A 24,306-nucleotide genomic window follows, 5' to 3' on the forward strand; every position below is an offset into this window, starting at 1 on the left:
GGTGTAAATAAAAAATTCTATTGACTATAAAATTCGATCAGTTGCCGGTGTTTATGCAAAGATCGGTATCTTTTTTCTATCTCTCACAGATAATGAGGGGGACAAACATTCCTCTTTCAGAGTAGATGACTTTAGTTGTATTGAACTTTATGATTGTTAAGAATTCTTTTTTAACATACCTTAAAAATGTGGGGGAATAGAAGGAGGAAGAATGCCAATGGCGACAGAGACAAAATTGCATAAACAACTCAAAACACGGCATTTGACAATGATTTCGATCGGTGGGGTAATCGGAGCGGGCTTGTTCGTCGGAAGCGGTGCTGTCATCAATGCGACAGGTCCGGGAGCAGCCGTTTCCTATGCCATCGCAGGCTTGCTGGTTGTACTGGTTATGCGCATGCTCGGCGAAATGGCAGTGGTGAATCCTGACTCAGGTTCATTCGCTACCTATGCCCATCAGGCAATGGGTCCGCTCGCCAGCTACACGATCGGGTGGCTGTACTGGTTTTACTGGGCCATCGTAATCGCCATCGAAGCGACGGCAGGCGGTGCAATCGTTCACGGTTGGATCCCGGGGCTGCCGGTATGGGCAATCAGCTTGATCTTGACGTTCTTACTGACACTGACCAACATTTTTTCCGTCAAATCGTTCGGTGAATTCGAATATTGGTTTTCACTGATTAAGGTAGTCGCCATCTCGCTGTTCATGCTGTTGGGCGCTGCCATCATCTTTGGCTTCATTCCGAGCATTCCATCGCCAGGACTGGAAAACCTGATTGGCAAAGGCGGCTTCATGCCAAACGGCTTCTCCGCCGTGTTCGTCGGAATCGTGGTATGTATCTTCTCCTTTTTCGGAGCGGAAATCGCGGCCATTGCAGCAGGCGAGACCGAGAATCCAAAGAAAAATGTAGTTATCGCGATTAAAAGCGTCGTTTGGCGCATCCTGCTGTTTTACATTGGGTCGGTGACGATTCTGGTCACATTGCTCCCATGGAATGCGACGGATTTGCTCAAAAGCCCGTATGTCACCATGCTCGACATGCTGAAAATTCCGGCTGCTGCCCAAATTATGAACATGGTTGTGTTGACTTCTGTTCTTTCCTGCCTGAATTCGGCGCTGTACACGAATTCACGGATGCTGTACTCCTTGGCCCAAAAAGGAAATGCGCCACGCGCCCTGCTCAAGGTGAGCAAAAACGGTGTGCCTGTCCGGGCGGTATTGCTGAGCACCGCGTTCGCTTATTTTTGCGCGATCTTCAATTTCGTGTCTCCGGATAAAATCTTTCTGTTTCTCGTAAACGCTTCCGGTGCGATTGCGCTGCTAGTTTACTTGGCGATTGCCGTCTCGCATATCATCCTTCGCAAGCGTTTGCAAAAATCGGCTCAACAAGAGATGACACTGAAAATGTGGGGCTTCCCGTATTTGACGTATGTGACCATTGCGGCGATGTTCGTGATCCTGATCGCGATGCTGTTCATCGATTCCATGCGTTCGCAGATTTTACTGACGCTTTTAATCACTGCGGTGACCATTGGGGTATACTTTATCACCAAGAAAAAACGAACCGAGCCGGCAGACGAATCCGGACATCAAGAAGAACGCATAAGCTAATTGCCTTGTTGCATGCAGGTCGAGTGGAGAGAGAATTCTCCTCCCGATCTGCTTTTTTGTTTTGCGTACACTTCATGGCATTTTTCTCCAAAATTTACTGTAATCATTTTCCTTCTTCTCCGTCTTAGGTAGGAGAGGCATTCAGTCAAGCGGCCGTTCACGTTGATGTGAAAAACTGGCAAACTTGTAACTGCAGCACTCGGAATCGATGTGGAGGAATGATGATGAAGAAGAAAGCACTTATTGGGTTATCCGCTTTGCTATTGCTGAGCGCGGGGTGTGGGCCAGCTCCGGCGGCACCGGAAGCGGCAGCGGGACCAGCAGGAAAAGTCGTGGAGCTGGCGGCGGCAACGAAGCCAACCGCTCCGCTGTTCTTATCGGCTACCGGGATTGTGGAAGCCAAACGCGACGTAATCCTCTCGTTCGGGGCGTCGGGAAAAATTGCCAAAATCAATGTTGCAAAAGGTTCGCAAGTGGCACAGGGAAGCGTGCTCGCCTCGCTGGATACGGGGTATTACCAAAAAGCGGTGGAGGCGGCAGCCGGGCAAGTGAAGGAAGCGTCGGCACGCAAAACGCGAAAATTGCAGGGAGCTACACCAGAAGAAATCGCTGCCGCAAAATTGTCGGTGGAACGATCCAAAGTCCGTTTGGAAAAAGCGATCACAGATGTTGCGCAAGGCGAGCGATTGGTACAAGGCGGCGCGATGGCGCAAAGTGAGTTGGATAATTTGAAGATCGAGAAAACGAAAGCGGAGCTAGACGCCAAAGACTCGCAAATTTCACTGGAGAAGCTGATGAAGGGCGCGGAGGCGGATGAGATCGCAAGCGTAAATGCATCGATCACGCAGGCCGCTAGCCAAGTCGCGCAGGCTACAAAGACGCTGCAAGACACGAAGCTGGTGGCTCCATTCGGCGGTACCGTCGTTACGGTGAGCCAAGAGGCAGGCGAGCTGTCGAATCCAGGGCAGGATGTCATCCACCTAGTGGACTTGTCGGAGATGAAGGTAGCGCTTGATGTTGCCAACGACACGATAGACCAGTACAAAGTCGGAACGAAAGTATCGGTCGTAAACCAGAACGGTGAAAAAACAGCAGGTACGGTATCGTTCGTTGCACCAGTCATCGATCAGAAAACGGGCAAGTATCAAGTGGAGATCACGTTCGCCAATCCGAAAGAATCATGGCGAGGCGGGATGCTGGCAACCATTGAAGTGCCCCGCAGCGTTAAGGGCGTCATCGTGCCGTTGGAAAGCGTCGGAATCACCCAGGCGGAGCGTTACGTGATGACAGCTGAAAACGGTGTTGCCACGCGACACGTTGTCACGGTCGGGCAAATCGTCGGCGACAAGATCGAGGTGCTCTCCGGTTTGAAAGAAAATGAACAGGTGATTACAAGCGGCATTACGTACATTGTGGAAGGCGAGAAGGTTGTCGCGAGAGGAGCCAAGTAATGGAGAAGCTGATTCATTTTTTACTTAAGCGAAAATTAATCGTCTACTTATGTACATTCCTGCTCGTTCTCGGCGGAGTCGGCGCACTGCTGTCCTTTACCGTTGCATTCGTGCCGAAAACCAATCTTCCGTATATCTCAGTCAACCTGTCAGGCGGGGCGCTTCCGCCGGAGGAAATGGAAGAAAAAATTACGAAAAAAATTGAGAAAGAGCTGAAGTCGGTCAGCGAAATCATCGATTACACATCGACCTCCAGCAGCGGTTCGGTCCGCATCAGCATCAAAGCGAAGCAGGGCGAGGGAGCTGAGGTCAAGCAAAAAGTCGACAGCATCGTCAACCGTCTGCGCAACGATTTTCCAAAAGAAGTGACCAATGTACTCGTCCAGCAAGACAGCTATGGGGATGAGATGTTGGGCGAGTTAGCGATCGTCGGCGCTTCTCCGCAAGTCATGCTGAATCTAGCTGAAACAAGCATCAAAGACCGGTTGGAGGCGGCAGACGGCGTCAAAACGGTCGAGGTGGACAAAGGCGGCTTCAAAAACGAAGTCTCGATCCGCCTAGAACCGGAACGCTTGATGGCGTATGGCATGACCCCGCAAAGCGTGATGGATCAGCTCCGTCAGGCCAACTGGAAGCAATCGATCGGTACACTCGAAAACAACGGCTATCATACGGTTATTGAAATCGATCATTCGGTTGCCTCCATACCCGAAATTGAACAGATGGCAATCCAGACCCCGCACGGAACGGTCGAGCTCAAACAGCTGGCGACCGTAGAAGACTTGCGCGGAAAATCTGTCGATTCATTGTCGCTCTACCACGGTCAGCCTTATGTGCACATCATAGTGAACCGCAGCAGTGAAAGCGACCTGATCACGACACAACGAAATGTTGATACCGTGATCAATGAAATAAACAAGGAAGCGAACGGCTCGTATAAAATCATTACCTTGTTTGAAGCCGCCTCCTTTGTCGAGACCTCCATCCATAACCTGAGTCGCGAAGTGATGGTGGGCGGTTTGCTGGCGATTGTGATTTTGTACCTGTTCATGCGCAATTTGCGCGTTACCCTGGTCATTGCGGCAACACTGCCGCTCTCCGCACTGATGACCTTCATCGCCATGAAAATTTTCGGCTACAACATCGATGCCGTTTCGCTGATTTCTTTAAGCTTGTCGGTCGGCTTGATCGTCGATGCCGCAATCGTCGTTCTCGAGAGCATCTACCATTTCCGCGAAAAGGGTGAGGAGCTGACCCGAGCGATTATTCTGGGAACAAAAGAAGTGTTGACGCCAGTTCTTTCCTCGCAATTGACGATGGTTGTCGTATTTTTGCCGCTTGTGCTCGCCGACTTTGGCGAGGAATTCCGTCCGATCTTTACGACGATCGCCTTTACGGTAACAGCCGCGATTACTGCTTCCACCATCGCCGCAATCTTCTTCGTGCCGATTTTGGCGGAAAGCTTTTTGGGCAGAGACAAAAACGTTAGTGTCAAAACGAATGAGAAGAGCGTCAGTGCCCGCATGCTTCGACTTTTCCAACGTTTTCTCGGTGCCGCGCTGCGCCATCGGATCAAGACGCTGGTCATCGCCATGGCGTTGTTTGTCGGCTGCTTCTTTTTGACGCCGTTCATCAAGCAAGGCAACTTTATGGATGTCAATGAAAACTTCATTTTTGCCCAGCTCGTGCTGCCAAAAGGGACCAGCATCGAAGCGGCGCGCAATACCGCCAACGAGGCGGAGCAAAATGTGCTGAAAATGAACGATGTCCGTGATGTGTTCGTGGATGTGAACAAGAAAAACATCACGCTGGTGCTTTCCTTGAAATCCAAAGCCGAGCGTGCGCACAGCAAAGATGAGCTTAGTCTGGAATTAAACAATCGTTTAAAAGCAATCAAGGATGTCGACCGCATCGAGACGAATTTTGGCGGGGCGGGCGGGGCAGCTGCCATCCAGCTGCAAGTCGTGGGCAAGGAGCTTGAGCCGGCTGCAAAAGTTACGGCTGACGTGGAAAAAATGTTGGTTTCGATCCCAGGCGTCGTGAACACGCGCAACGACTTTTCCGATGGCTACGAGAAACTAACGCTCGTGCCAAAACAAGATATGATGGAGCGTATGCAGGTGGATGAGCGCGACCTCTTGTCGCAGCTTAGCGGCTTCATCGGTGAACAAACGATCACGACAATTACGATGGATGGCATTGACATCGATGTGAACGCCACCTATCCAGAGGAATGGATGAAGCATCCGGATCAATTGAAGCAAGTGACGATTACGACGAAGACCGGTGCACAAGTCCCGCTGTTTGATTTGGTTGACTGGCGTTACGCCAAATCGCCTTCCTCGCTCAAACATGTAAAAGGGGATCGCGTTATCACCGTTTCCGCGGAAATGGTAGGCACAGATCTCGGTACCGTGGGCAGGGCAATTAATGAAAAACTGCCGACCTTGACGGTGCCTGCAGGCTACAAAGTGGAGCTGGCAGGCGATCTGAAGCAGCAAAGCCAGAACATGACTAGCGGGCTGATCGTATTCGCAGGTGCGATTGCGTTGATTTATGTCATCATGGTCGGACAATTTGGCCGCCTGTCGCATCCGTTCATCATCATGCTGACACTGCCTATGGCATTTATCGGCGTCGTGGTCGGACTGGTTTTGACCCAGCGCGTATTCAGCCTAATGGCGATCGTCGGGGTCACCATGCTGATCGGGATCGTCGTTTCCAATGCGATCTTGCTGATCGATCGGATCAATACGCTCCGCGAGCGCGGCATGGATTTGCAGGAAGCGATTTTGGAAGGCGTGAAAGACCGCGTCCGTCCGGTACTCATGACCAAATTGACGGCGATTCTCGGCATGCTGCCGATGGCGCTGGCGTTCTCAGAAGGCTCAGATTTCCATGCGCCGCTTGCGACCGTCGTCATTTTCGGACTGGTGTTCCACACAATCATTACCTTGATTTTGGTGCCTGTGCTGTATTCACTCTTTGAAGGAACATTCGCACGCATTCGTGCCCGCCGCGCTGCACGGCTGGAGAAACGCAAAGCGCGCGCCACGATTCCGATGATCGAATCATAATGTGAGAGGCAAAAGAGGCTTGCTGTGAGCAGGCCTCTTTGCTTTAGGCTGCGCGGTTGAGTTCGATTGCTTGTTTCTCCTTGGCTCATGGGTCTTTTTCTACTAAAATAAAGGAAAACCCTGTAAAGGGAGGAGCAAAAGGAGGTTTCCCCATGGATTTGCAGCTTACCGGAAAAACGGCGATTGTCCTGGCTTCCACAAAAGGGTTGGGCAAAGCGACGGCCAAGACATTGGCGGTGGAAGGAGCTAACGTTGCCATCTGCGGACGTGACGAGATTGCGCTCGCCGTGACAAGCCAGGAGATTGAGCAGGCCACTGGCCGCGCTCCACTTTCGATGAAAGTAGATGTGCGCAAACCTGAAGAGATAGATCAGCTTGTTCAAGCGACTGTCGAACGGTTCGGGACGGTTGATATTTTGATCGCCAATGCGGGCGGCCCTCCAGCTGGCTCATTCGACCAAATGGCCGATGAACACTGGCAGCTCGCATTTGAGCAAAATTTGCTCAGCTATGTACGCGCCATCCGTGCCGTGCTGCCGCACATGCGCAAACAGCAATTCGGCCGCATCGTAAATTTCACCTCATCTTCGATTAAGGAGCCGATCCCCAGCCTGATTTTGTCAAATACGTTCCGTACCGGCATTGTGGGGCTAGCCAAAACGCTCGCTTCCGAGCTTGGGGGCGATGGCATCTTGATCAATACGGTCGGCCCTGGACGGATTGCGACAGACCGCGTCGCTTCGCTCGACGAACTGGCGGCGGAGCGGCTGCAAACCGACAGAGAGGCGATTCGTAAGCAGATGGAAGAAAAAATCCCGCTCGGCCGCTACGGTGAACCAGAAGAGTTCGCACGAGTCGTGACTTTCCTTGCATCCCCCGCCAACAGCTATGTGACCGGTCAGTCGCTGCTGATCGACGGTGGCATGGTCAAATCGATTTAACGCAAGCATCATCATACATACACGTTTCGATAGGAAGGAGCCAACTCGCATGAGTAAAGAAAGTTCGTTTGACATCGTCTCCAAGATCGAGCTGTCAGAGGTGACGAATGCGATCAACATCGCGTTAAAGGAAATCGAGAACCGCTTTGACTTCAAAGGAAGCAAAAGCAACATCTCGCTGGAGAAAGAAGAGATCGTCGTGCAATCGGATGACGAGTATAAACTGGGTCAAGTGAAGGATGTTCTGCTTAGCAAGCTGATCAAACGCGAGGTATCGGTAAAAAACCTTGAATACGGCAAAATTGAGCCTGCATCCGGTGGCACCGTGCGTCAACGAGTGAAGCTGATTCAGGGGATCGATAAAGATAATGCGAAGCTAATCAACACGATCATCAAAGATTCGGGTGTCAAGGTAAAAGCGCAGATCCAGGACGACCAAATCCGTGTGACAGGCAAAAACAGAGACGACTTGCAGCTGATCATTGCTGCGATCCGCAAGGCCGATTTACCAATTGAGGTGCAATTCATCAATTATCGCTAGGACAAATTGTGATTCTATCTTTCTCCCTTTCCGCGTATGCATGTACTAAATGGCTTTGGAAAGGGAGAAGGAAGAATGAAAGTATTCATTATCAATGCCAGACAACTGATGATCGGTGCTGCCGTTCTCTTCGCCGTACTTATTGCGGGAATCGTACTTTTGCTAAGAGAGCCTCTTGATTCTTCAAGTTCTTCACTAAGTGAACCGACCAGTACGACATCGACGAGCGAGGCGGCTGAGCAGCCAATGGGGTTTGATTTGCCGAAGCTTGCTATGGATGTCACCATGCAAGACAGCGACAAGGCAGACGTCAAGCTCATTACCGAAAACTTTGAGTTTGTCGGTGACGGGAAAGACGAACTGAACGGCATCGTTCACGGAAAAGGCCACGCCCACATTTATTTGGATGGGAAGATGATCGCCCAGGTGTTCGATTCCGAATTCATTTTATCCAAGCTGCCAAAAGGGGAGCATGACCTGCGCGTTGAGCTTGCCTACGGTAACCACACGCCTTACCATGTAGAAGCGTCACAGAAGCTGGTGGTTAAATAAACGATTGGCGTGAAGCGTTCCGTCTGCGGCGGGCGCTTTGTTTTTGCGGTTACAAAGAAAACAGCAAAAAAAATAGCAGGGGAGAGATCCCCTGCTAGGTTTGGTCATGCTAATACAGATAAGAATTTATAAAATTTTTATCCAGTATAAGTGCAACCGCGGCTTAAGCCAAAAGCTTGGCGGAGCCAGGTTTTCTAATATCGATGGCTCGCTTCAAATGCAGCGATTTTATCTTCCTGCTGCAAGGTGATCCCGATGTCATCGAGACCGTTGAGCAGGCAGTAACGGCGATATTCATCGACTTCAAAGTCGTAGGACAAGCCGTGGTTGTCAGTGATGGTTTTCGCTTGCAGATCGATGGTCAGCTCATACTTCGCATGTTGATTGGCACGGTTGAACAGCTCATCTACTTGCTCTTCGGACAGCTTGATTGGCAGCATACCGTTTTTAAAGCAGTTGTTGTAGAAGATGTCGGCAAAGGACGGCGCGATGACTGCGCGGAAGCCGAAATCGTTCAATGCCCATGGCGCATGCTCACGGGAGGAGCCGCAGCCAAAGTTATTGCGTCCGAGCAAAATGGTGGAGTTGCGGTATTCCGCCGTGTTCAGGACGAAATCTTTGATTTCTTCGCCTTCAGGCGTGAAGCGCCATTCGTAGAACAAATATTGACCGAATCCGGTGCGCTCGATGCGCTTCAGAAATTGTTTCGGGATGATTGCGTCCGTATCCACGTTTACGCGATCGAGTGGTGCGGCGATGCCTGTGAGGGTTACAAAAGCTTCCATTGGTACTATCTCCTTTCACGTATCCGTGGATTATGCAGTCACTGTTTCTTTCAACCATTCACGCACATCGACGAAATGTCCGGCGATTGCAGCGGCAGCGGCCATTTCCGGCCCAACCAGATGTGTGCGGCCATCGCGACCTTGGCGTCCTTCGAAGTTGCGGTTGGAAGTGGAGGCGCAACGGTCACCTGGTTCCAAAATGTCTGGGTTCATCGCCAGGCACATCGAGCAGCCGGACTCGCGCCATTCAAAACCTGCTTCGATAAAGATTTTGTCGAGACCTTCTTGCTCAGCGCGCTCTTTTACAGCTTGGGAGCCAGGGACGACGATCGCGTTGACGGAAGGGGAGACTTTGCGTCCTTTTGCTACGGCAGCAGCACGGCGCAAGTCTTCGATCCGTCCATTTGTACAGGAGCCGATGAACACACGGTTGATCGCAATGTCGGTCATTTTCGTGCCCGGTGTAAGACCCATGTATTTCAGTGCGTCTTGCGCAGCTTTACGCTCAGCGACAGTAGTGAAATCTTCTGGATTTGGCACAGTGTTGTTGACGTTCGTTCCCATGCCTGGGCTGGTGCCCCAAGTTACTTGCGGTTCGATGGAAGCGGCTTCGATGACAACGCGGGTATCATACTGTGCGCCTGGATCGGTTACAAGTGTTTTCCAATCTTCTACAGCTGCGTCGAAAGCTTCGCCTTGTGGCGCGTTACGGCGGCCTTTCAAATAGTTGAAGGTCGTTTCATCCGGTGCGATCAGACCAGCGCGTGCGCCTGCCTCGATGGACATGTTGCAAACGGTCATGCGCTCTTCCATTGTGAGCTTTTTGATCGCGTCGCCTGTATACTCGATTACATAGCCGGTTGCGAAATCGGTTCCCCATTTGGCGATGATCGCGAGGATCAAGTCTTTTGCGGTTACACCTGGGAGCAGGTCGCCATCGACATGAACTTCCAGTGTTTTCGGTTTGGATTGCTGCAAGCACTGCGTTGCCAGTACGTGTTCAACCTCACTGGTACCAATCCCGAAGGCGAGTGCGCCGAATGCGCCGTGTGTGGACGTATGGCTATCACCGCAAACGATCGTTTTGCCTGGATGAGTCAGGCCGAGCTCTGGTCCGATAACGTGAACGATCCCTTGATCCGGGCTGTTCAAGTCAGCCAGCGGCACGTCGAATTCTTTACAGTTGGCAGTCAGTGTCTCCATTTGCTGACGGGAGATTGGGTCTTTTACGTTGAAGCGATCAGCGGTCGGGACGTTGTGGTCCATCGTCGCGAATGTCAGATCAGGTCTGCGCACTTTGCGGCCGGCGAGACGAAGACCTTCGAATGCTTGAGGAGATGTTACTTCATGCACGAGGTGCAGGTCGATATAGAGAAGCGAAGGTTTGCCTTGTTCTTCATGGATAGCGTGGCGATCCCAAATTTTTTCAAATAATGTGCGAGGTTTCGACATCGATGGTTCCTCCTAACAATTGACATGAACGTTTGAAAAGTTTGACTTTTCCGTCGTTCACTTGTGATAGATCAAATTTTACTTGAGTATGGAAGATAGATCAAAGATATAATAGTTATAAGCCGTATAGGTATTGGCTATAAAGGAGTACGTCTATGGAATTACGACAAATTCGCTATGTTTTGGCGGTGGCGGAAGAGCAGAGCTTTTCCCGCGCTGCTGCCAACCTTCATTTGGCTCAGCCTTCACTAAGCCAGCAGATTGCTAAGCTGGAAAAGGAGTGGGGCGTGCAACTGTTCCACCGCCTCCCCCACCATGTCGAGCTGACGGATGCAGGAGAGCGCTTTGTGCAAGTGGCGCGGCCGCTCTTGGATCAGGCGGAAGGATTGGAGCGGGAGATGCGCGGCTATGCTAGCGGTGAGATCGGCAAGCTGTTTGTGGGTAGTCTGCCGATCACAGGTGCGTACGTGCTGCCACAGGTCATCTCGGAATTCGCCAGCCGCTATCCAGGCGTCGAGCTGCACTTGGTGGAGGAGACATCCAGCATGCTCGAGCATCTGCTCGCCGTGGGTAAACTGGATGTCAGCTTGTTGACGATGCCGATCGAGGCACCGACGATCGTACATGAGACGGCCATCATCGAAGAGATTTATCTCGCCGTGCCGCCGGCGCATCCGTTGGCGGGAAAAAAAGAAATCGATCTGGCTGAGTTGGAAAGCCAGCCGTTTGTTCTATTAAAGGAAGGGCAGGGATTCCGCCAAATTTCCTTGCGGCTTTGCGAGAAAGCGGGCTTCAAGCCGCGCATTGTATTCGAGAGCTCAAACATCCAGACAGTGCAGTCGCTGGTGGCCGCAGGGATGGGCTTTTCCTTTGCGCCAGCGATGATTACCGAATCGTCTTGGACGAACAATGCGCCTGTCTATGCGCGGCTCACAACGAGGCCGACGCGGACGCTTGTCGTTGCTTACCGCAAGGACAGGCAGCTGTCGCGCCCGACAGAAGCCTTCATCCAGCTTTTAAAGGAAAAAGCGTACGACAATGAAATGCAAGTATGATAAACTGAGGAAAATTGGCAGTTCGCCGAAACGAGCGAAACGAAAGGGTGGGAATGATGGTAGAAATCAAAGCAGAAGACGCGTTCCAGCAGGCAATCGCCCAGGACAAGGTGGTTGTGGTGAAATTTTTTACGACATGGTGCCCGGATTGCCACCGTATCGATCCGTTCATGCCGGATGTCGAGGAAGCGTACAAAGAAAAGCTGACGTTTGTTGAGGTCAATCGCGATACGCTGCCTGAGCTCTCGCAATCGCTCGAGATCATGGGAATCCCAAGTTTCGTTGCCTTTCAAAACGGCAAGGAGCTGATCCGCTTCGTTAGCAAGCTGGCCAAAAGCCGCGAGGAGATCGAGCAGTTCCTCGACCGCGCCATACAAGTGAGCGAAGCGCTGAAGCAAGCATAATCATAGAAAGCGGAAGGGAACCTGGCATCTGGCTGTCGGGTTCCTTTTGCGTGTGATTCGAATACGTTTTTCGATTGAAGTGACGGGAGGGAGCTTGAGCGATGATTGCATTGCACAAAAAAGGAGAATGGCTGGAAGGTACGCTGGATAAGCGGTATGCGGGCATTCCATTGGGACAGCTCTTGCGGGAGCAGTGGAAATGGCCAAAGAAAACCGTCCATCTGTTATTTCAACATAAAGAGCTGTTATTAGATGGAAAGCCCGTCTCACAGCTTGCGGTGGGAGCGGCAGGCCAAAAGCTGGCTGCTCGCTTGCTTGCGCCGGAAGAGCTTGGCATCGAACCGGTGCATGGCGATCTGGCAGTGCTCTACGAAGATGACCATCTGTTGATCGTCAACAAACCCGCATTTTTGCTGGTGCATCCGACAGAGCCCGGGCACCGACTGACACTTGATCATTTGGTGGCTGGCTATTTTACCGCGAACGGGATCGAAAGCAAGGTGCGCCACATTCATCGGCTCGACCAAGACACGTCTGGTGCTGTGTTGTATGCGAAGCACGCGCTGGCGGGTGCGTATCTGGATGAAGCACTGCGCGTACGCAAGGTGAAACGGACCTATCTCGCTTATGTCCACGGCAAGCTGAAACAAAAGTCAGGCACGATCGACAAGCCGCTCGGCAAAGACAGGCACAACCCGGCGCGCAGGCGCGTGACACCGGGCGGCGAGACGGCCATCACGCATTATCGTCTGGTCGAACAGTATACGGCAGCGGCCAAACTTACCTGCCAGCTGGATACAGGGCGAACGCACCAAATTCGCGTGCACCTAAGCGACCTCGGTCATCCGCTGATCGGTGACACACTTTATGGCGGCAAAGCAGCTGGCTTGGACCGACAAGCGCTGCACGCGGCCTCGCTGTCTCTCATCCATCCGTTCGGAGGAGCTACGGTACAAGCCGATGCGCCGTTGCCGGAAGAGCTGATTGAGCTGGAAAAAGTTCTGCAAAACTCGCGCGCCTAACGCACGATGCCGTGGGGCGCGTGAATAGACTGCCATGGAATGAAAAATCGTTTCGAAAGAGTGGGTACAGCGATGAGAAAACCCCGAATCGGCATTCTGACATGGCGGCAAGGCGTGCGGTTTGCAGAGCCCGCTTATTTCAGGCGCCTGCTGGCAGCTGGTGAGCAATTGGGCGCGACTGTCTATTTATTTTCGCCGCAGGATGTCTCTTTTGCGAGCAAGGAAGTAAAAGGCTACACCCGCACCGCAAAAGGCTGGGAGGCACGGCAGTTTGGCTGGCCAGACGTGGTGATCGACCGGTTTCGCTATACGCCAACGCAGGCGTTCAAAGACTATGTGGCTTTTCGAAAAAAGCAGTCGTTTCTGTACGCCAACAACCGGCTCGCAAACAAATGGAAGGTGCATCAGGTCTTATGGCGCGATCCTGCGATGCACCGTTGGCTTCCGGAGACGGTCAACTATTCCCGTGCTGGACTGAAGGAGATGATCGGCCGTCATCCGCAGCTCTACATCAAGCCGAGCAACGGTACAGGCGGTCGCGGCATTCTCTGCATGAAGCGGACGAAGCAAGGGTACCGTCTGCTTGGCCGGGATAGCAAACGAACAAAGGTCGAGAGCGTTCAACCGAATTGGCAGCTAGCTGCCGGAAAGGTGTCGAGCTGGGTGAACAACGGTTTGTTTGTGATCCAGCAAGGATTGAATCTCGATCTCATCCCAGGCCGTTCTATCGACATGAGGCTTTTGATTCAAAAAAATGAGCATGGTGAATGGAGCATTACCGGTCAAGGCATGCGTATTGGCGGGGCGAAGAGTGCGACAGCCAATCTGCATGGTGGCGGTAAAGCGATGCGGGTCAGACCGTTTCTGGAAGGTCATTTTTCGGCAGGACAGACGGATTACATCATGCAGGAATGCGCGCATCTGGCCAAACAGACGGCGAACACAATCGAGCAGCATTTCGGTCGAATGATGGAGCTTGGGCTTGATATCGGTATTGATGTGAAGGGTAACGTATGGCTGATCGAGGTGAATCCGAAGCCAGGGCGGGAAATTTTCCGTGAGCTGGGCGCGATGGATACTTACAAGCAAGCGATCCAGCGTCCGTTGCAGTATGCGCTGCACTTGGCTGCGACACGCGAGAAAGAGAAGATGCGAGCAATTTAGCATCAAATCTAGTGAAAAGGCATTTGCTTCTCAGAAATTAAACAGCCGTGAGCGCCAGTTAGAAAAAGGCGAGCGGCTGTTTTTTACTTTGTGGACGTGCTATCATTTTCCAATAACGTTAATTTCGTGAAACTGATAAGCAAAAGATAGCCAAATGCTACGCCGCAGATTTTGGATAGCGATGATTGATGGGAATGTTTCAATAAATCAAAAAAAGGAACGGTGCTACGATGATTCTACGAAATATCGAGGAAAAAGACTTTTATGAGATCATCCCTGTCATCAATGATTGGTGGGGCGGCAGACAAATGGCGGACATGCTGCCCAAGCTGTTTTTCATTCATTTTCAATCGACGAGCTTTCTGATGGAAGAAAACGGTTCCGCCGTCGGGTTTCTTATCGGGTTTCGCTCTCAGTCAATAGTAGGAGAGGCGTACATTCATTTTGTCGGCGTGCATCCGGAGTATCGGACAAGCGGGATCGCGCGGCGCTTGTACGAGACGTTTTTCGCAGCGGTGAAGGAAAAAGGCTGTCATACCGTTCGTTGTGTCACATCGCCTGTCAACCGTACCTCGATTCAGTTTCATCGTAAAATGGGATTCGAGATCGAGCAGGGCGCGAAGGAAATCGACGGGATCGCGGTGACCCCCAATTATGACGGGAACGGAAATGATCGCGTCCTGTTTGTGAAACGGTTGTGACGTTTGTGTCAGAATGTTCACAACGGAGCAACTCCCATTGTTATAAAATGGAAGAGTATAACAGCGTCAAAGGGGGCGTCGCTTATGGATTGGCAAGAAAAGCTGAAAAAACGGGTCGTGTACCAGATTCCTGGCATGGAGCAAGCCGACGTGATTAAGGATGTTTTGTACAAAACAGCAGGAGACGATAAACTGACGCTGGATGTGTATTACCCGGCTGATCGCCAAAAGGATGTTCCGCTGCCCGCTGTCATCTTAATTCATGGCGATGCCCCGTGGGAGATGCTAAAGACGATCAAAGATGGCGGACAATTCGTCTCTTGGGGACAGCTAGCCGCGGCAAATGGGTTGATCGGCATTACGTTCACACATCGTGCTTCGGAACGTTTTCAAGATTTGGCCGGACCGAAGGAGGATATTGTGGACCTGTTTACCTTTGTGCAAGAGCAAGCGGAAGCGTTTTCGATTGACGCTCGACGAATGGTGATCGTAGCTTTCTCCGCCGGTGGCCCAACTGCCTTTTCTGCAGTCTTGCAACAAAAGCCCGAATGGCTGAGAGGAATCGTGTCCTACTATGCTTTGATGGACATCGAAGGCTTGCGCGAACACGTGCCGGACGCGCCGGAAGAGTGGTATTCTCGCTTCCGAGCCGCAACCTATCTTGCGAGCGAGCCGAATAAGATTCCGCCAATACTGATCGTGAAAGCGATGCTCGACAGCCCTTTCTTCAACGAATCGATCGACCGTTTCGTCAAACACGCCGAAGAGGCAGCGGTTCCGCATCAATTGCTTATCCATCCGAATGGCCAGCATGCCTTCGATGTGCGGGATGATGATGAAACATCGCGTTCGATCATCCAAGAAACGCTTGGGTTCATCAAACAGCGCTTACAAAGTGAATAAACGAATTAGCCGCCAAGGGAAGGCGGCTTTTTTCATTCGATAAAAAGTAGATTGTTTCTTAGCAATGAACATGCTACAATCACTTTGTTCAAACATCCTACGTTTGGAGGTTTACGGAATGGAATTTGAAAAACCGGTGCGCTCCTCATTGGCAAAGCAGGTTGTGACCCAATTGGAGCAGCTGATCGAATCGGGAAAATGGGCCGTAGGGATGAAAATTCCTGCAGAGCCGGAACTGGTTGAGCAGTTGGGTGTGAGCCGCAATACGGTTCGCGAAGCGTTGCATGCCCTGATTCATAACGGTTTGTTGGAAGCAAGGCAGGGGGATGGGACGTACGTGCGGGCATCGACCCATTTTGAAGCGGCGCTGCTGCGTCGACTCCGTGGCTCTGAGATCGGCGATATTTTGGAAGTGCGCTATAGTTTGGAGCGCGATATAGCCAGGCTTGCCGCCGTTCGTCGCACAGACGAAGATTTGACTCTGATCCGCGATGCCCTTTCGCTGCGCAATGAACGGGTGGGTGATAACGAAGCTTTTGTGGAGGCTGATTTCGCTTTTCACATCGCGCTGGCGACGGCAACGCATAACCCGCTCTTGCTCGATTTGTACAAGTACATGTCCGAACATGTGCAGAAGACGATTGCCCACGTCGGGTCCCTTGAGCTCGCGAATGTCAAGGATCAAAAAGCGATCCATGCCGACTTGCTCGTGGCGATCGAACAGCAAGACCCTATCGCAGCTGAAAAAGCGGCATGCAGCTTCATCGAAGCGCTGCAGGAGGGATGGGCTGCCATGAACGAGCAGAGAGAGGAGTGAAACCATGCAAAATCAAACCATTACCGTCGCACAAGTGAAGCCGTTGAATCGGGCTATGCTATTGGCCGCGATCCTGCTGGTTGCCTGCAACTTGCGGCCGACCATCACCTCGGTAGGACCGCTGGTGGGACTCATTCGGACGGACACCAGCATCAGCAACGGCCTGGTAGGCTTCATCACGACGCTGCCGCTGCTCTCCTTTGCCTTCCTATCCCCTTTAGCACCCAAACTTGCACATCGGTTCGGCAACGAATGGACGATTTTTTCCGGCCTGATCGTACTCATTGCCGGAACGTTACTCCGTTCAACCGGGGAAATCATCTCGCTGTTTGTCGGCACTGCGCTGATCGGGAGCGGAATCGCAATCTTCAATGTACTTTTGCCAAGCATCGTAAAGCAGACGTTTTCTGATCGTGTCGGGCTCATGACGGGTCTTTACTCCATGGCGATGTCTGTCTTCGCCGCGCTCGCCTCCGGACTCAGCATTCCGCTGGCAGTCGGTCTGCAGCTCGGTTGGGAAAGCGCACTCGGCTATTGGGCGCTGCCCGCGGTAGTAGCGACTGTTTTCTGGCTGCCGCAGCTGCGAAGACGCTCGTCAGGCCGACAAACTATGGCGGTTCAAGGCCAAGAACGTTCACTATGGAAATCGGGCCTTGCCTGGCAGGTCACGTTTTTCATGGGATTGCAATCGTTTCTGTTTTATTGCACGGTGGCATGGCTTCCAGCGATCTTGCAAGCACACGGCATGAGTGTGTCGATGGCAGGGTGGATGCTCTCACTCTTGCAGTTTGCCGCTTTGCCCGTCAATTTCGCGATTCCAGTCATTGCTGATCGGCTGTCAAATCAAAAGGTGCTGGTCGTCATCGTCGGACTCTTTTATTTGTTCGGGATCGCTGGACTGTTGATTGGTAGCGGTGAGACTATGCTGATCGTCTCCATCGTTTTGCTCGGGTTGGGGCAAGGGGCGAGCATCAGCCTTGCATTGGTGCTAATCGGTCTACGTGCGGCCAATGCCAGTCAGGCGGCCAAGCTCTCCGGCATGTCGCAGTCGGTTGGGTACTTGCTCGCGGCGCTCGGGCCGACACTGGTCGGATTCCTGTTTGACCAGACCCATGAATGGAGCACGCCGCTTACGATGCTGCTCGTCGTAAGCGTTGCTCTGATCGCCGCTGGCTTGGGGGCAGGGCGCAATCGACATGTATAACAAGCTAGAGCTTGCTTGCAACGGTCGAAGTTTGATCGGAACCATCGGGAAACGCCAATCCTGATGGTTTTTTTTGTAGGTTCCGTTCAGGAAGAAAACCGGCGGAAGCAAGTCGGTTTAAAAGGATGACCCCAAGTGAGGAAGCGATGGCGATCTTGATGACATCAGGAATGAGAAACGGAATGATGCCGAATGCGATGGCTTTCGACCAAGGTAGATTCAGCATGAATTTGAGCTGGATTGTTCCAAGCGCGTAAATGATCACTAACCCGAGCAGGTTGGCAAGGAACGCTTTCCAGACGGCAATCCGGCCTTTCTCTACAATCAGTCCGATCACGAAGACGGCTGGCAGAAAGGCGAGTAGATAGCCCCCTGTTTTTCCGAAAATCGTCTGAAGGCCGCTCTGAAATCCGGCAAACACGGGAACGCCAATCGCTCCTAAAATGAGATAAACAAGGACCGATACGCTTCCCCAACGACTGCCGAGCAAAAGGCCAGTTAAGCAAATCGCAAATACTTGCAACGTGAAAGGTACCGGCCCGACCGTAAAGGATAGCTGGGCACAAACGGCGATAATAGCAGCAAAGAGAGCGGCAAGATTGATCATTTTGATGCGATTTTTAGACATGTTACCCTCCTTTTGTTAACTGATTTATTAAAACGGTTGACACATATTGATAGAATGGTAGAATAACCATGAATTGTCAACTTAATTTTACGAATGGTTAACAAATAGGGGGCGACGTTGTGGATCGAATGGTACGTGTGCGTGATTGGAGTGGCTTGGCAAAAGAAGTGTTGGGTGGGCGGCCGATTTCACGGGAGGAAGCTCTGGCGATCCTTCACTCATCCGACGAAGAACTGCTTGAGGTCTTACAGGCGGCTTTTTTGATTCGTAGCACCTATTATGGGAAAAAAGTAAAACTGAACATGATCATCAACGCAAAATCAGGGTTATGTCCAGAGGATTGCGGCTATTGCTCGCAGTCCATTGACTCGAAAGCACCGGTCAGCAAGTATCCGTTGCTTAGCAAGGAGACGATTCTAAAAGGCGCTTCGGAAGCGATTCGACGCAAGGCCGGTACATACTGTATTGTCGCTTCCGGCAGAAGGCCAACGGATAACGAGATCGACCAGGTGGTCGGGGCAGTTGAGGAGATCCGAGCGACCACCGATTTGAAAATTTGCTGCTGCCTCGGTTTTCTGGATGAGAAGCACGCAACAAAGCTTGCAGTCGCTGGCGTACATCGCTATAACCATAACTTGAATACAAGCCGGGAGCAGTACCCGAAGATTACTTCCACACATACCTATGAGGATCGCGAGGATACCGTCATGCAGGTGAAGCAAGCGGGGATTTCGCCTTGTTCCGGGGCGATTTTTGGCATGGGTGAAAGCGACCTAGAAGCGGTAGATATCGCATTTTCGCTGAAAGAGCTGGATGTCGATTCGATCCCGTGCAACTTTTTGCATGCAATCGAGGGGACGTTGTTGGCGGGGCGCAAGGAACTGAATCCGCGTCAGTGCTTGCGACTTTTGGCTATGATGCGGTTCGTCAATCCAACTAAGGAGATTCGGATCTCAGGAGGGCGCGAGGTGAATTTGCGTTCGTTGCAGCCACTGGGTCTGTACGCGGCGAATTCGATTTTTGTAGGCGATTATTTGACAACGGAGGGGCAGGAGCCGACGGAAGACTGGGGTATGATAGAGGATTTGGGCTTCGAGATCGAGAATTGTGCTTTGTAACATTACGGATGGATGTTCAAGTGAGCAATCTGAAAGAAACCAATGCATGGTTAATATGCTAAGATTATGAAGAGGAACGTAAGGGAAGCTACATAGTGATAAAGGTTTCAACAATTCAAAGATAACTTCATTGTGGAGGGATGGACATGAGCCAAAACAATGCAACAAACAAAAGCGTAGCGCAAGTAGGTGAACGCGAAATTGTGATCACCCGCGTATTTAATGCACCACGTGAGCTTGTGTTTGATGCTTGGACGAAAGAGGAGCACCTGTCGAAGTGGTGGGGCCCTCAAGGTTTTACGACGACGTTTCAGAAGTTTGAGATGAAACCTGGTGGTACATGGCAGTTTATCATGCACGGTCCTGATGGCGTAGATTATCCCAACACCAACGTCTTTGTTGAGATTGTGAAACCCGAACGAATCGTCATCAAACATGCTGTGTTTCCCCATTTTATGGCGACAGCAACCTTAGAAGATCTGGATGGAAAGACCAAGCTCACGTATCGCACGGTTTTTGAAGAGAATGACGCTGTATTCGATAAGGTGAAAACTTATGCCGTCCCGGGTGCCGAACAGACCATGGATCGTCTGGAGGAGCATTTGGCAAGTATGGCTTAAAAGGAAGAAGTATATTTATTTTATTAAAGGTTAGATTGGCCCGGGGCAGAAGCCTCGGGTTTTTTGCCGTTCTCCCAAAAAGCCGCGGCGGAGCCCGTTTTTTCCACTCAAATACCTAGTACACAATAATTTCTCGAACGAAATGTTAATTAAGAAAACTTTTTACTTGCCAAACCATATTCCGAAGGAGTAAGATACCAAATGTGAAAATAATATTTCGTGCACGAAATATATAACGGGGGATTTATATTGTGAGTAAACCGGCGACCATACGTAACTCGATACGTAAGCTGACCAAACTCTACAATATCGCCGTATCCAAGGAATTATCTGAGCTCGGCTTCACAATGCCGCAGATGATGGTCATCAAGGAGATCATACAGGAGCGTAAAACGATCGGTCAGATCAGCAAAGCGCTGGACTTGTCGTACAGTACGGTTTCCGGGATCATTGACCGTTTGGAGAGGGGTGGTTTTGTAGCAAGGGTAAAAGACCAGCAAGACAGACGGGTCATTTGGATCGAACGCACGTGCAAGCTCGAGGAGAACTCCGATCGACTGAACGTTTATCAGGAGACCTTTTACGCAGAAATGCTGAGTGGTGTCACGGAAGAAGAAATTGACTCGTTTATTCGAACTCTTCAAATCTTAATTAATCATATGGAGAAGAAAGCAGAGGAGAAATCATGAAGAAAAAGGGAAGCCTATACGTCATTTTGATTTTGATGGTGCTGGTCTGCGGCGGTGTCGGTGGCTATTACTGGTACCAAGGCGCTAACTATATCTCGACGGAAGACGCGCGACTGACCGGAGATATTTATCGCGTCATGCCGAAAATGTCCGGAAAACTGATGCAATTGAATGTACAGGAAGGCGACTCGGTTATCGCTGACCAGCCTGTCGGTCAAGTCGACAGCTCCAATCTCGCTACCAACTTGCTCGATAACGCGGTTCTGCGCGCTCCGATCACGGGAAAAGTGATCAAAACGCAGGCAAAAGTCGGTGAAGTCGTGGCGGCAGGACAACCGATCGCCATGGTTGTCGATAAAAATTCGCTGTATTTGTCCGCTAATATTGAAGAGACGAATCTGAGCCGGCTTCATGTAGGGGAAGTTGTTGATTTTACCGTAGATGCGTTCCCTGGCAACCACTTTACAGGGAAATTATCTGAGATCGGTGAGGCGACGAACTCCACGTTTTCCCTGCTGCCTGCAACAAGCACAAGCGGAAACTTCACAAAGGTAACACAACGCATTCCGATCAAAATTGCCATTGACAGTACAAATGGCATCGAGCTGTCGCCCGGTATGAGTGCCGTTATCAAAATTCATGTGAAGGGAAACTAAGGTGAAACCATTATGAAAAAGATCACAATGAAAAAACATCAAAATATAGCGATGTATGCAGCGGTTCTTTCGCTTTCGGTTTTGTTCGCCGGGTGTAGCGCTGATAACGGTACTGTAGGTCAGGCCGTTGGCAATCCTGTCGTTCAAGTCATCAAAGCAGGCAATCTGACCGGCAACCAGCTGATGATCAGCGGGAAAGTAACGCCGAACCAAGAAGTGCAAGTCGTGTCCAAAGTCGCCGGCCGCGTTTCAACGGTCAGTGTCGACGAAGGAAGCATCGTCAAAGCGGGCGATGCATTAGTGAAGCTGGAAGCGGACGACTACAACCAGCAGGTGATCCAGGCGAGAGCGGCGCTGGCAAGCGCGCGTGCAAAGCTGGCTGACACCAAGGCAGGTACTCGTTCCGAGGAAATTCAACGTCAAAAGAGCGGTCTCGAAAGCTCGAAAGCCGCGTATGACAATGCGCAAAAAACACTTGAACGCACGAAATCGCTGTTTACGAGCGGTGCGGTGTCCCAAACGGATTTGGAAAAAGCGCAATTGGCGCTGGAGCAAGCCAAATCGGGTTACGAGCAGCTGCAAGCCCAGCTGCAGCTTTCCGAGAACGGTCCGACAGGCAATACAATCCAAGCGTTGCAGGCGGAAGTGGATCGCTTGAATTCGTCTGTCCAGCTGGCTGAAATTTCAGTGAACAATACAACGGTGAAATCGCCGATCGCAGGGATTGTTGCCAAACGTTCGATCGATCCGGGCGAACTGGCAACACCGGGTGCACCGTTGTTCACTGTAGTTGACATGAAAACCGTGCAAGTGCAGTTCTCCGTCAACCAAGATCAGATCAACCTGATTCAACCAGGCGCGACCGTTGAGATGAAAACCAATTCGATTCCGGACAAAACGTTCAAAGGGACGGTTATTTTCATCAGCCCGATCTCTGACGCGGGCACTAATACGTTCCCTGTAAAAGTCAAGGTAGACAATGCGCAAGGACTGCTCCGCTCCGGCATGATCATGGATGCGACCATCGGCACGTCCGCAAACGCAACGCGCATCGAGGTTCCAACTTCCTCGCTCGTGAAGGATTCCGATAAAACCTATCTCTATACCGTGACAGATGGCGTTGCTCATCGGGTTGAAGTGAAAACCGAAGACAAGGATGCCAACTGGTCGTATGTAACGAACGGATTGGATCAAGCCAGCCAAGTCATCGTCAACCCTGGCAGCCAACTGAAGGATGGAGACAAGGTTACAGTGAAGTAAGGGGGATCGTGCGATGGCAGAACAAAAGCAGTCAATGTGGCTCGTACTGATCGCAATTATCCTCGGTACGTTTGTAGCGGTTTTGAATAACAGCTTGATCAACGTTGCACTGCCGCAATTAGTCAACGTGTTTGGGTCCGATACCCAGACGATCCAATGGGTATTGACAGGATATATGCTGTCGTCCGCCGTCGTCATCCCGATGAGCGGGTTTCTCGGAGGACGGTTCGGCAACAAGTTTATGTTTGTCGGTTCCTTAATTGCTTTTATGATTGGTTCTTTGCTTTGCGGATTGGCGTGGAGCGACTCCAGCCTGATCTTTTTCCGGGTTTTGCAAGGATTGGGCGGCGGCTTGATCATGCCGATCGGGATGACGTTCATTTATGCGTCGGTTCCGCGTGAAAAAATCGGGATGGCGCTCGGATTGTGGGGGGTAGCCGCGATGGCCGCCCCTGCCATCGGTCCGACGCTCGGCGGTTATTTGATCGATATTTTCAGCTGGCGACTGCTGTTTTTAATTTGTGTGCCGGTCGCTTTGTTCGCGATCGTCATGTGTTCCTCGCTTTTGCGCGAGACGCCGAAAAATACGTCCCTGAAGCTCGACAAAGCGGGCGCGATCCTATCGGTCATCGCCTGCGGGTCACTGTTGTTTGCCTTGAGTAAAGGGCAGTCGGAGGGCTGGACATCGTTTTATATCGTCAGCTTTCTGCTCGTAGCCGTCTTCTCGCTGATTTTGTTCATCTGGGTGGAATTGCATGTGGAATCCCCACTGCTTGATTTGCGCCTGTTCAAAATCACGCCGTTCACCGTCAGCGTCATTACGGCGAGTATGGTCATGATGGGGATGATGGGCGGTACGTTCCTGATGCCGCTGTATTTGCAAAACATCCAAGGCTTGACGCCGATGCAGTCCGGTCTGTTGCTGATGCCGCAATCCATCGCTATGGCGCTGATGATGCCGATCAGCGGGCGGCTGTTTGATAAATTCGGCGTCATCCCGCTCGGTCTGGTCGGATTGACCGTAATGGGTGTGACGACGGTTGAACTGCACAATCTGGCGCAGGACACGCCGAACCATTGGCTCGATGTGGTGCTGACGATCCGCGGGATCGGTATCGGCTTGTGTATGATGCCACTCTCGACGGTAGGGATGAATAGCGTGCCGAAGCATATGGTCGGCCTCGCCTCGCCATTGTCCAACGTTATCCGGCAGGTGTTCGCTTCCTTCGGGATCGCGCTCTTGACCGCTGTCATGCAATCTCGCCAAACGAGTGTAGGCGCGAGCATCAATGATTCGGTTTCGGTCACCAACGATACGGCGTCTTCCTTCATCACGACCATGTCGGCTGTTTACCAGCAGTCGGGCGTTGATGCAGCTACCGCAAAAGCGGGTGCAATGACCATGTTGGGCGGGCTGATCCAGAAGGAAGCAGCGGTCCGCGCGATCGCTGACACATTCCTTGTTTCGGCTATACCTATCTTTATCTCCATCCCACTTTTAATCTTTTTTGTGAAACGAAAAAAACCGGCTGAAACTACGGAACAAGGGGCAACGCGTTAATGCCCCTTGCCGCTTTCGGGCGGTTTTCTTTTTTGAACAAACGAATTTTGCAAATCTTTTTATTACGGTTCGCCTACTATTTCGATGATATAA

General features: G+C 51.4%; 23 protein-coding genes. 20 read left to right on the plus strand and 3 right to left on the minus strand.

What is annotated here, in order from left to right:
* Positions 1-217 precede the first annotated feature (217 nt).
* The 6 genes from EDM56_RS27180 (at position 218) to EDM56_RS27205 (ending at position 8,174) form a co-directional block, all read left to right on the plus strand.
* Positions 218-1,612, plus strand: coding sequence for an amino acid permease (locus EDM56_RS27180; RefSeq protein ID WP_122921085.1), 1,395 nt, complete (start codon positions 218-220; stop codon positions 1,610-1,612).
* Positions 1,613-1,836: 224 nt separating this feature from the next.
* Positions 1,837-3,063 carry an efflux RND transporter periplasmic adaptor subunit gene (locus EDM56_RS27185; protein ID WP_122921086.1) on the plus strand — a complete coding sequence of 409 codons (1,227 nt, stop codon included), beginning with the start codon at positions 1,837-1,839 and terminating at the stop codon, positions 3,061-3,063.
* The gene (locus EDM56_RS27190) at positions 3,063-6,140 is read left to right on the plus strand and encodes an efflux RND transporter permease subunit (RefSeq protein ID WP_122921087.1); all 3,078 of its coding nucleotides are present in this window, start codon (positions 3,063-3,065) and stop codon (positions 6,138-6,140) included. Before EDM56_RS27185 ends, EDM56_RS27190 begins: the two co-directional genes overlap by 1 nt.
* A 152-nt stretch (positions 6,141-6,292) precedes the next feature.
* Entirely contained in the window at positions 6,293-7,081 is a 789-nt protein-coding gene (locus tag EDM56_RS27195) for an SDR family oxidoreductase (protein ID WP_122921088.1), read from the plus strand.
* A 49-nt stretch (positions 7,082-7,130) separates the two neighbouring features.
* Positions 7,131-7,622: a YajQ family cyclic di-GMP-binding protein gene (locus EDM56_RS27200; RefSeq protein ID WP_122921089.1), complete on the plus strand. Its 492-nt coding sequence runs from the start codon at positions 7,131-7,133 to the stop codon at positions 7,620-7,622.
* Positions 7,623-7,697: 75 nt separating this feature from the next.
* The gene (locus tag EDM56_RS27205; RefSeq protein ID WP_122921090.1) at positions 7,698-8,174 is read left to right on the plus strand and encodes a hypothetical protein; all 477 of its coding nucleotides are present in this window, start codon (positions 7,698-7,700) and stop codon (positions 8,172-8,174) included.
* 194 nt (positions 8,175-8,368) lie between these two features.
* Here EDM56_RS27205 and leuD read toward each other — a convergent pair whose 3' ends face one another.
* Together leuD and leuC are read right to left on the minus strand one after the other, a co-directional pair.
* Complete coding sequence (gene leuD, locus EDM56_RS27210; protein ID WP_122921091.1) at positions 8,369-8,959, minus strand: 3-isopropylmalate dehydratase small subunit; 591 nt, start codon at positions 8,957-8,959, stop codon at positions 8,369-8,371.
* A 30-nt stretch (positions 8,960-8,989) separates the two neighbouring features.
* Positions 8,990-10,411, minus strand: a complete 1,422-nt coding sequence (gene leuC, locus EDM56_RS27215) for a 3-isopropylmalate dehydratase large subunit (RefSeq protein WP_122921092.1) — start codon at positions 10,409-10,411, stop codon at positions 8,990-8,992.
* A gap of 155 nt (positions 10,412-10,566) precedes the next feature.
* On the opposite strand from leuC, the gene EDM56_RS27220 reads away from it, so the two are divergent.
* From EDM56_RS27220 to EDM56_RS27255, 8 genes are all read left to right on the plus strand, one after another.
* On the plus strand, positions 10,567-11,466 hold the full coding sequence (locus EDM56_RS27220; RefSeq protein ID WP_122921093.1) for a LysR family transcriptional regulator: 900 nt from the start codon (positions 10,567-10,569) through the stop codon (positions 11,464-11,466).
* A 14-nt stretch (positions 11,467-11,480) separates the two neighbouring features.
* A complete protein-coding gene (locus EDM56_RS27225) occupies positions 11,481-11,870 on the plus strand; it encodes a thioredoxin family protein (protein WP_281274993.1) in 390 nt (129 codons plus the stop codon).
* A 101-nt stretch (positions 11,871-11,971) separates the two neighbouring features.
* Positions 11,972-12,892, plus strand: coding sequence for an RluA family pseudouridine synthase (locus EDM56_RS27230; RefSeq protein ID WP_122921095.1), 921 nt, complete (start codon positions 11,972-11,974; stop codon positions 12,890-12,892).
* Positions 12,893-12,964: 72 nt separating this feature from the next.
* The gene (locus tag EDM56_RS27235) at positions 12,965-14,056 is read left to right on the plus strand and encodes a YheC/YheD family endospore coat-associated protein (RefSeq protein ID WP_122921096.1); all 1,092 of its coding nucleotides are present in this window, start codon (positions 12,965-12,967) and stop codon (positions 14,054-14,056) included.
* A gap of 230 nt (positions 14,057-14,286) precedes the next feature.
* The gene (locus EDM56_RS27240; RefSeq protein ID WP_122921097.1) at positions 14,287-14,757 is read left to right on the plus strand and encodes a GNAT family N-acetyltransferase; all 471 of its coding nucleotides are present in this window, start codon (positions 14,287-14,289) and stop codon (positions 14,755-14,757) included.
* An 84-nt stretch (positions 14,758-14,841) separates the two neighbouring features.
* Positions 14,842-15,660 (plus strand): alpha/beta hydrolase, encoded by an 819-nt coding sequence (locus tag EDM56_RS27245; protein ID WP_122921098.1) that lies wholly within the window; start codon positions 14,842-14,844, stop codon positions 15,658-15,660.
* Positions 15,661-15,778: 118 nt separating this feature from the next.
* Positions 15,779-16,477 carry a FadR/GntR family transcriptional regulator gene (locus EDM56_RS27250; RefSeq protein ID WP_122921099.1) on the plus strand — a complete coding sequence of 233 codons (699 nt, stop codon included), beginning with the start codon at positions 15,779-15,781 and terminating at the stop codon, positions 16,475-16,477.
* Positions 16,478-16,481: 4 nt separating this feature from the next.
* A complete protein-coding gene (locus tag EDM56_RS27255) occupies positions 16,482-17,681 on the plus strand; it encodes a CynX/NimT family MFS transporter (RefSeq protein WP_122921100.1) in 1,200 nt (399 codons plus the stop codon).
* A gap of 4 nt (positions 17,682-17,685) precedes the next feature.
* Here EDM56_RS27255 and EDM56_RS27260 read toward each other — a convergent pair whose 3' ends face one another.
* The gene (locus EDM56_RS27260) at positions 17,686-18,309 is read right to left on the minus strand and encodes a biotin transporter BioY (RefSeq protein WP_122921101.1); all 624 of its coding nucleotides are present in this window, start codon (positions 18,307-18,309) and stop codon (positions 17,686-17,688) included.
* A gap of 119 nt (positions 18,310-18,428) precedes the next feature.
* On the opposite strand from EDM56_RS27260, the gene bioB reads away from it, so the two are divergent.
* The 6 genes from bioB to EDM56_RS27290 all read left to right on the plus strand — a co-directional run bounded on the left by bioB (position 18,429) and on the right by EDM56_RS27290 (position 24,213).
* Entirely contained in the window at positions 18,429-19,427 is a 999-nt protein-coding gene (bioB, locus tag EDM56_RS27265) for a biotin synthase BioB (RefSeq protein ID WP_425456369.1), read from the plus strand.
* A 146-nt stretch (positions 19,428-19,573) separates the two neighbouring features.
* Positions 19,574-20,047, plus strand: coding sequence for an SRPBCC family protein (locus EDM56_RS27270; protein ID WP_122921102.1), 474 nt, complete (start codon positions 19,574-19,576; stop codon positions 20,045-20,047).
* 251 nt (positions 20,048-20,298) lie between these two features.
* A complete protein-coding gene (locus tag EDM56_RS27275; RefSeq protein ID WP_246009559.1) occupies positions 20,299-20,736 on the plus strand; it encodes a MarR family winged helix-turn-helix transcriptional regulator in 438 nt (145 codons plus the stop codon).
* Positions 20,733-21,392 (plus strand): HlyD family secretion protein, encoded by a 660-nt coding sequence (locus EDM56_RS27280; protein ID WP_122921103.1) that lies wholly within the window; start codon positions 20,733-20,735, stop codon positions 21,390-21,392. The genes EDM56_RS27275 and EDM56_RS27280 overlap by 4 nt, the downstream gene beginning before the upstream one ends.
* A 12-nt stretch (positions 21,393-21,404) precedes the next feature.
* Positions 21,405-22,652, plus strand: a complete 1,248-nt coding sequence (locus tag EDM56_RS27285) for an efflux RND transporter periplasmic adaptor subunit (RefSeq protein WP_122921104.1) — start codon at positions 21,405-21,407, stop codon at positions 22,650-22,652.
* A 13-nt stretch (positions 22,653-22,665) separates the two neighbouring features.
* On the plus strand, positions 22,666-24,213 hold the full coding sequence (locus EDM56_RS27290; RefSeq protein ID WP_122921105.1) for a DHA2 family efflux MFS transporter permease subunit: 1,548 nt from the start codon (positions 22,666-22,668) through the stop codon (positions 24,211-24,213).
* Positions 24,214-24,306: the final 93 nt, after the last annotated feature.

The organism is Brevibacillus fluminis (genome assembly GCF_003710825.1).
Taxonomy (GTDB): domain Bacteria; phylum Bacillota; class Bacilli; order Brevibacillales; family Brevibacillaceae; genus Brevibacillus_D; species Brevibacillus_D fluminis.

Excerpts from the sequence above, each read along its gene's own strand:
- EDM56_RS27180 (WP_122921085.1), top strand. The coding sequence starts at position 218 with ATGGCGACAGAGACAAAATTGCATAAACAACTCAAAACACGGCATTTG.
- EDM56_RS27185 (WP_122921086.1), top strand. The coding sequence starts at position 1,837 with ATGAAGAAGAAAGCACTTATTGGGTTATCCGCTTTGCTATTGCTGAGC.
- EDM56_RS27190 (WP_122921087.1), top strand. The coding sequence starts at position 3,063 with ATGGAGAAGCTGATTCATTTTTTACTTAAGCGAAAATTAATCGTCTAC.
- EDM56_RS27195 (WP_122921088.1), top strand. The coding sequence starts at position 6,293 with ATGGATTTGCAGCTTACCGGAAAAACGGCGATTGTCCTGGCTTCCACA.
- EDM56_RS27200 (WP_122921089.1), top strand. The coding sequence starts at position 7,131 with ATGAGTAAAGAAAGTTCGTTTGACATCGTCTCCAAGATCGAGCTGTCA.
- EDM56_RS27205 (WP_122921090.1), top strand. The coding sequence starts at position 7,698 with ATGAAAGTATTCATTATCAATGCCAGACAACTGATGATCGGTGCTGCC.
- leuD (WP_122921091.1), bottom strand. The coding sequence starts at position 8,959 with ATGGAAGCTTTTGTAACCCTCACAGGCATCGCCGCACCACTCGATCGC.
- leuC (WP_122921092.1), bottom strand. The coding sequence starts at position 10,411 with ATGTCGAAACCTCGCACATTATTTGAAAAAATTTGGGATCGCCACGCT.
- EDM56_RS27220 (WP_122921093.1), top strand. The coding sequence starts at position 10,567 with ATGGAATTACGACAAATTCGCTATGTTTTGGCGGTGGCGGAAGAGCAG.
- EDM56_RS27230 (WP_122921095.1), top strand. The coding sequence starts at position 11,972 with ATGATTGCATTGCACAAAAAAGGAGAATGGCTGGAAGGTACGCTGGAT.
- EDM56_RS27235 (WP_122921096.1), top strand. The coding sequence starts at position 12,965 with ATGAGAAAACCCCGAATCGGCATTCTGACATGGCGGCAAGGCGTGCGG.
- EDM56_RS27240 (WP_122921097.1), top strand. The coding sequence starts at position 14,287 with ATGATTCTACGAAATATCGAGGAAAAAGACTTTTATGAGATCATCCCT.
- EDM56_RS27245 (WP_122921098.1), top strand. The coding sequence starts at position 14,842 with ATGGATTGGCAAGAAAAGCTGAAAAAACGGGTCGTGTACCAGATTCCT.
- EDM56_RS27250 (WP_122921099.1), top strand. The coding sequence starts at position 15,779 with ATGGAATTTGAAAAACCGGTGCGCTCCTCATTGGCAAAGCAGGTTGTG.
- EDM56_RS27255 (WP_122921100.1), top strand. The coding sequence starts at position 16,482 with ATGCAAAATCAAACCATTACCGTCGCACAAGTGAAGCCGTTGAATCGG.
- EDM56_RS27260 (WP_122921101.1), bottom strand. The coding sequence starts at position 18,309 with ATGTCTAAAAATCGCATCAAAATGATCAATCTTGCCGCTCTCTTTGCT.
- EDM56_RS27270 (WP_122921102.1), top strand. The coding sequence starts at position 19,574 with ATGAGCCAAAACAATGCAACAAACAAAAGCGTAGCGCAAGTAGGTGAA.
- EDM56_RS27280 (WP_122921103.1), top strand. The coding sequence starts at position 20,733 with ATGAAGAAAAAGGGAAGCCTATACGTCATTTTGATTTTGATGGTGCTG.
- EDM56_RS27285 (WP_122921104.1), top strand. The coding sequence starts at position 21,405 with ATGAAAAAGATCACAATGAAAAAACATCAAAATATAGCGATGTATGCA.
- EDM56_RS27290 (WP_122921105.1), top strand. The coding sequence starts at position 22,666 with ATGGCAGAACAAAAGCAGTCAATGTGGCTCGTACTGATCGCAATTATC.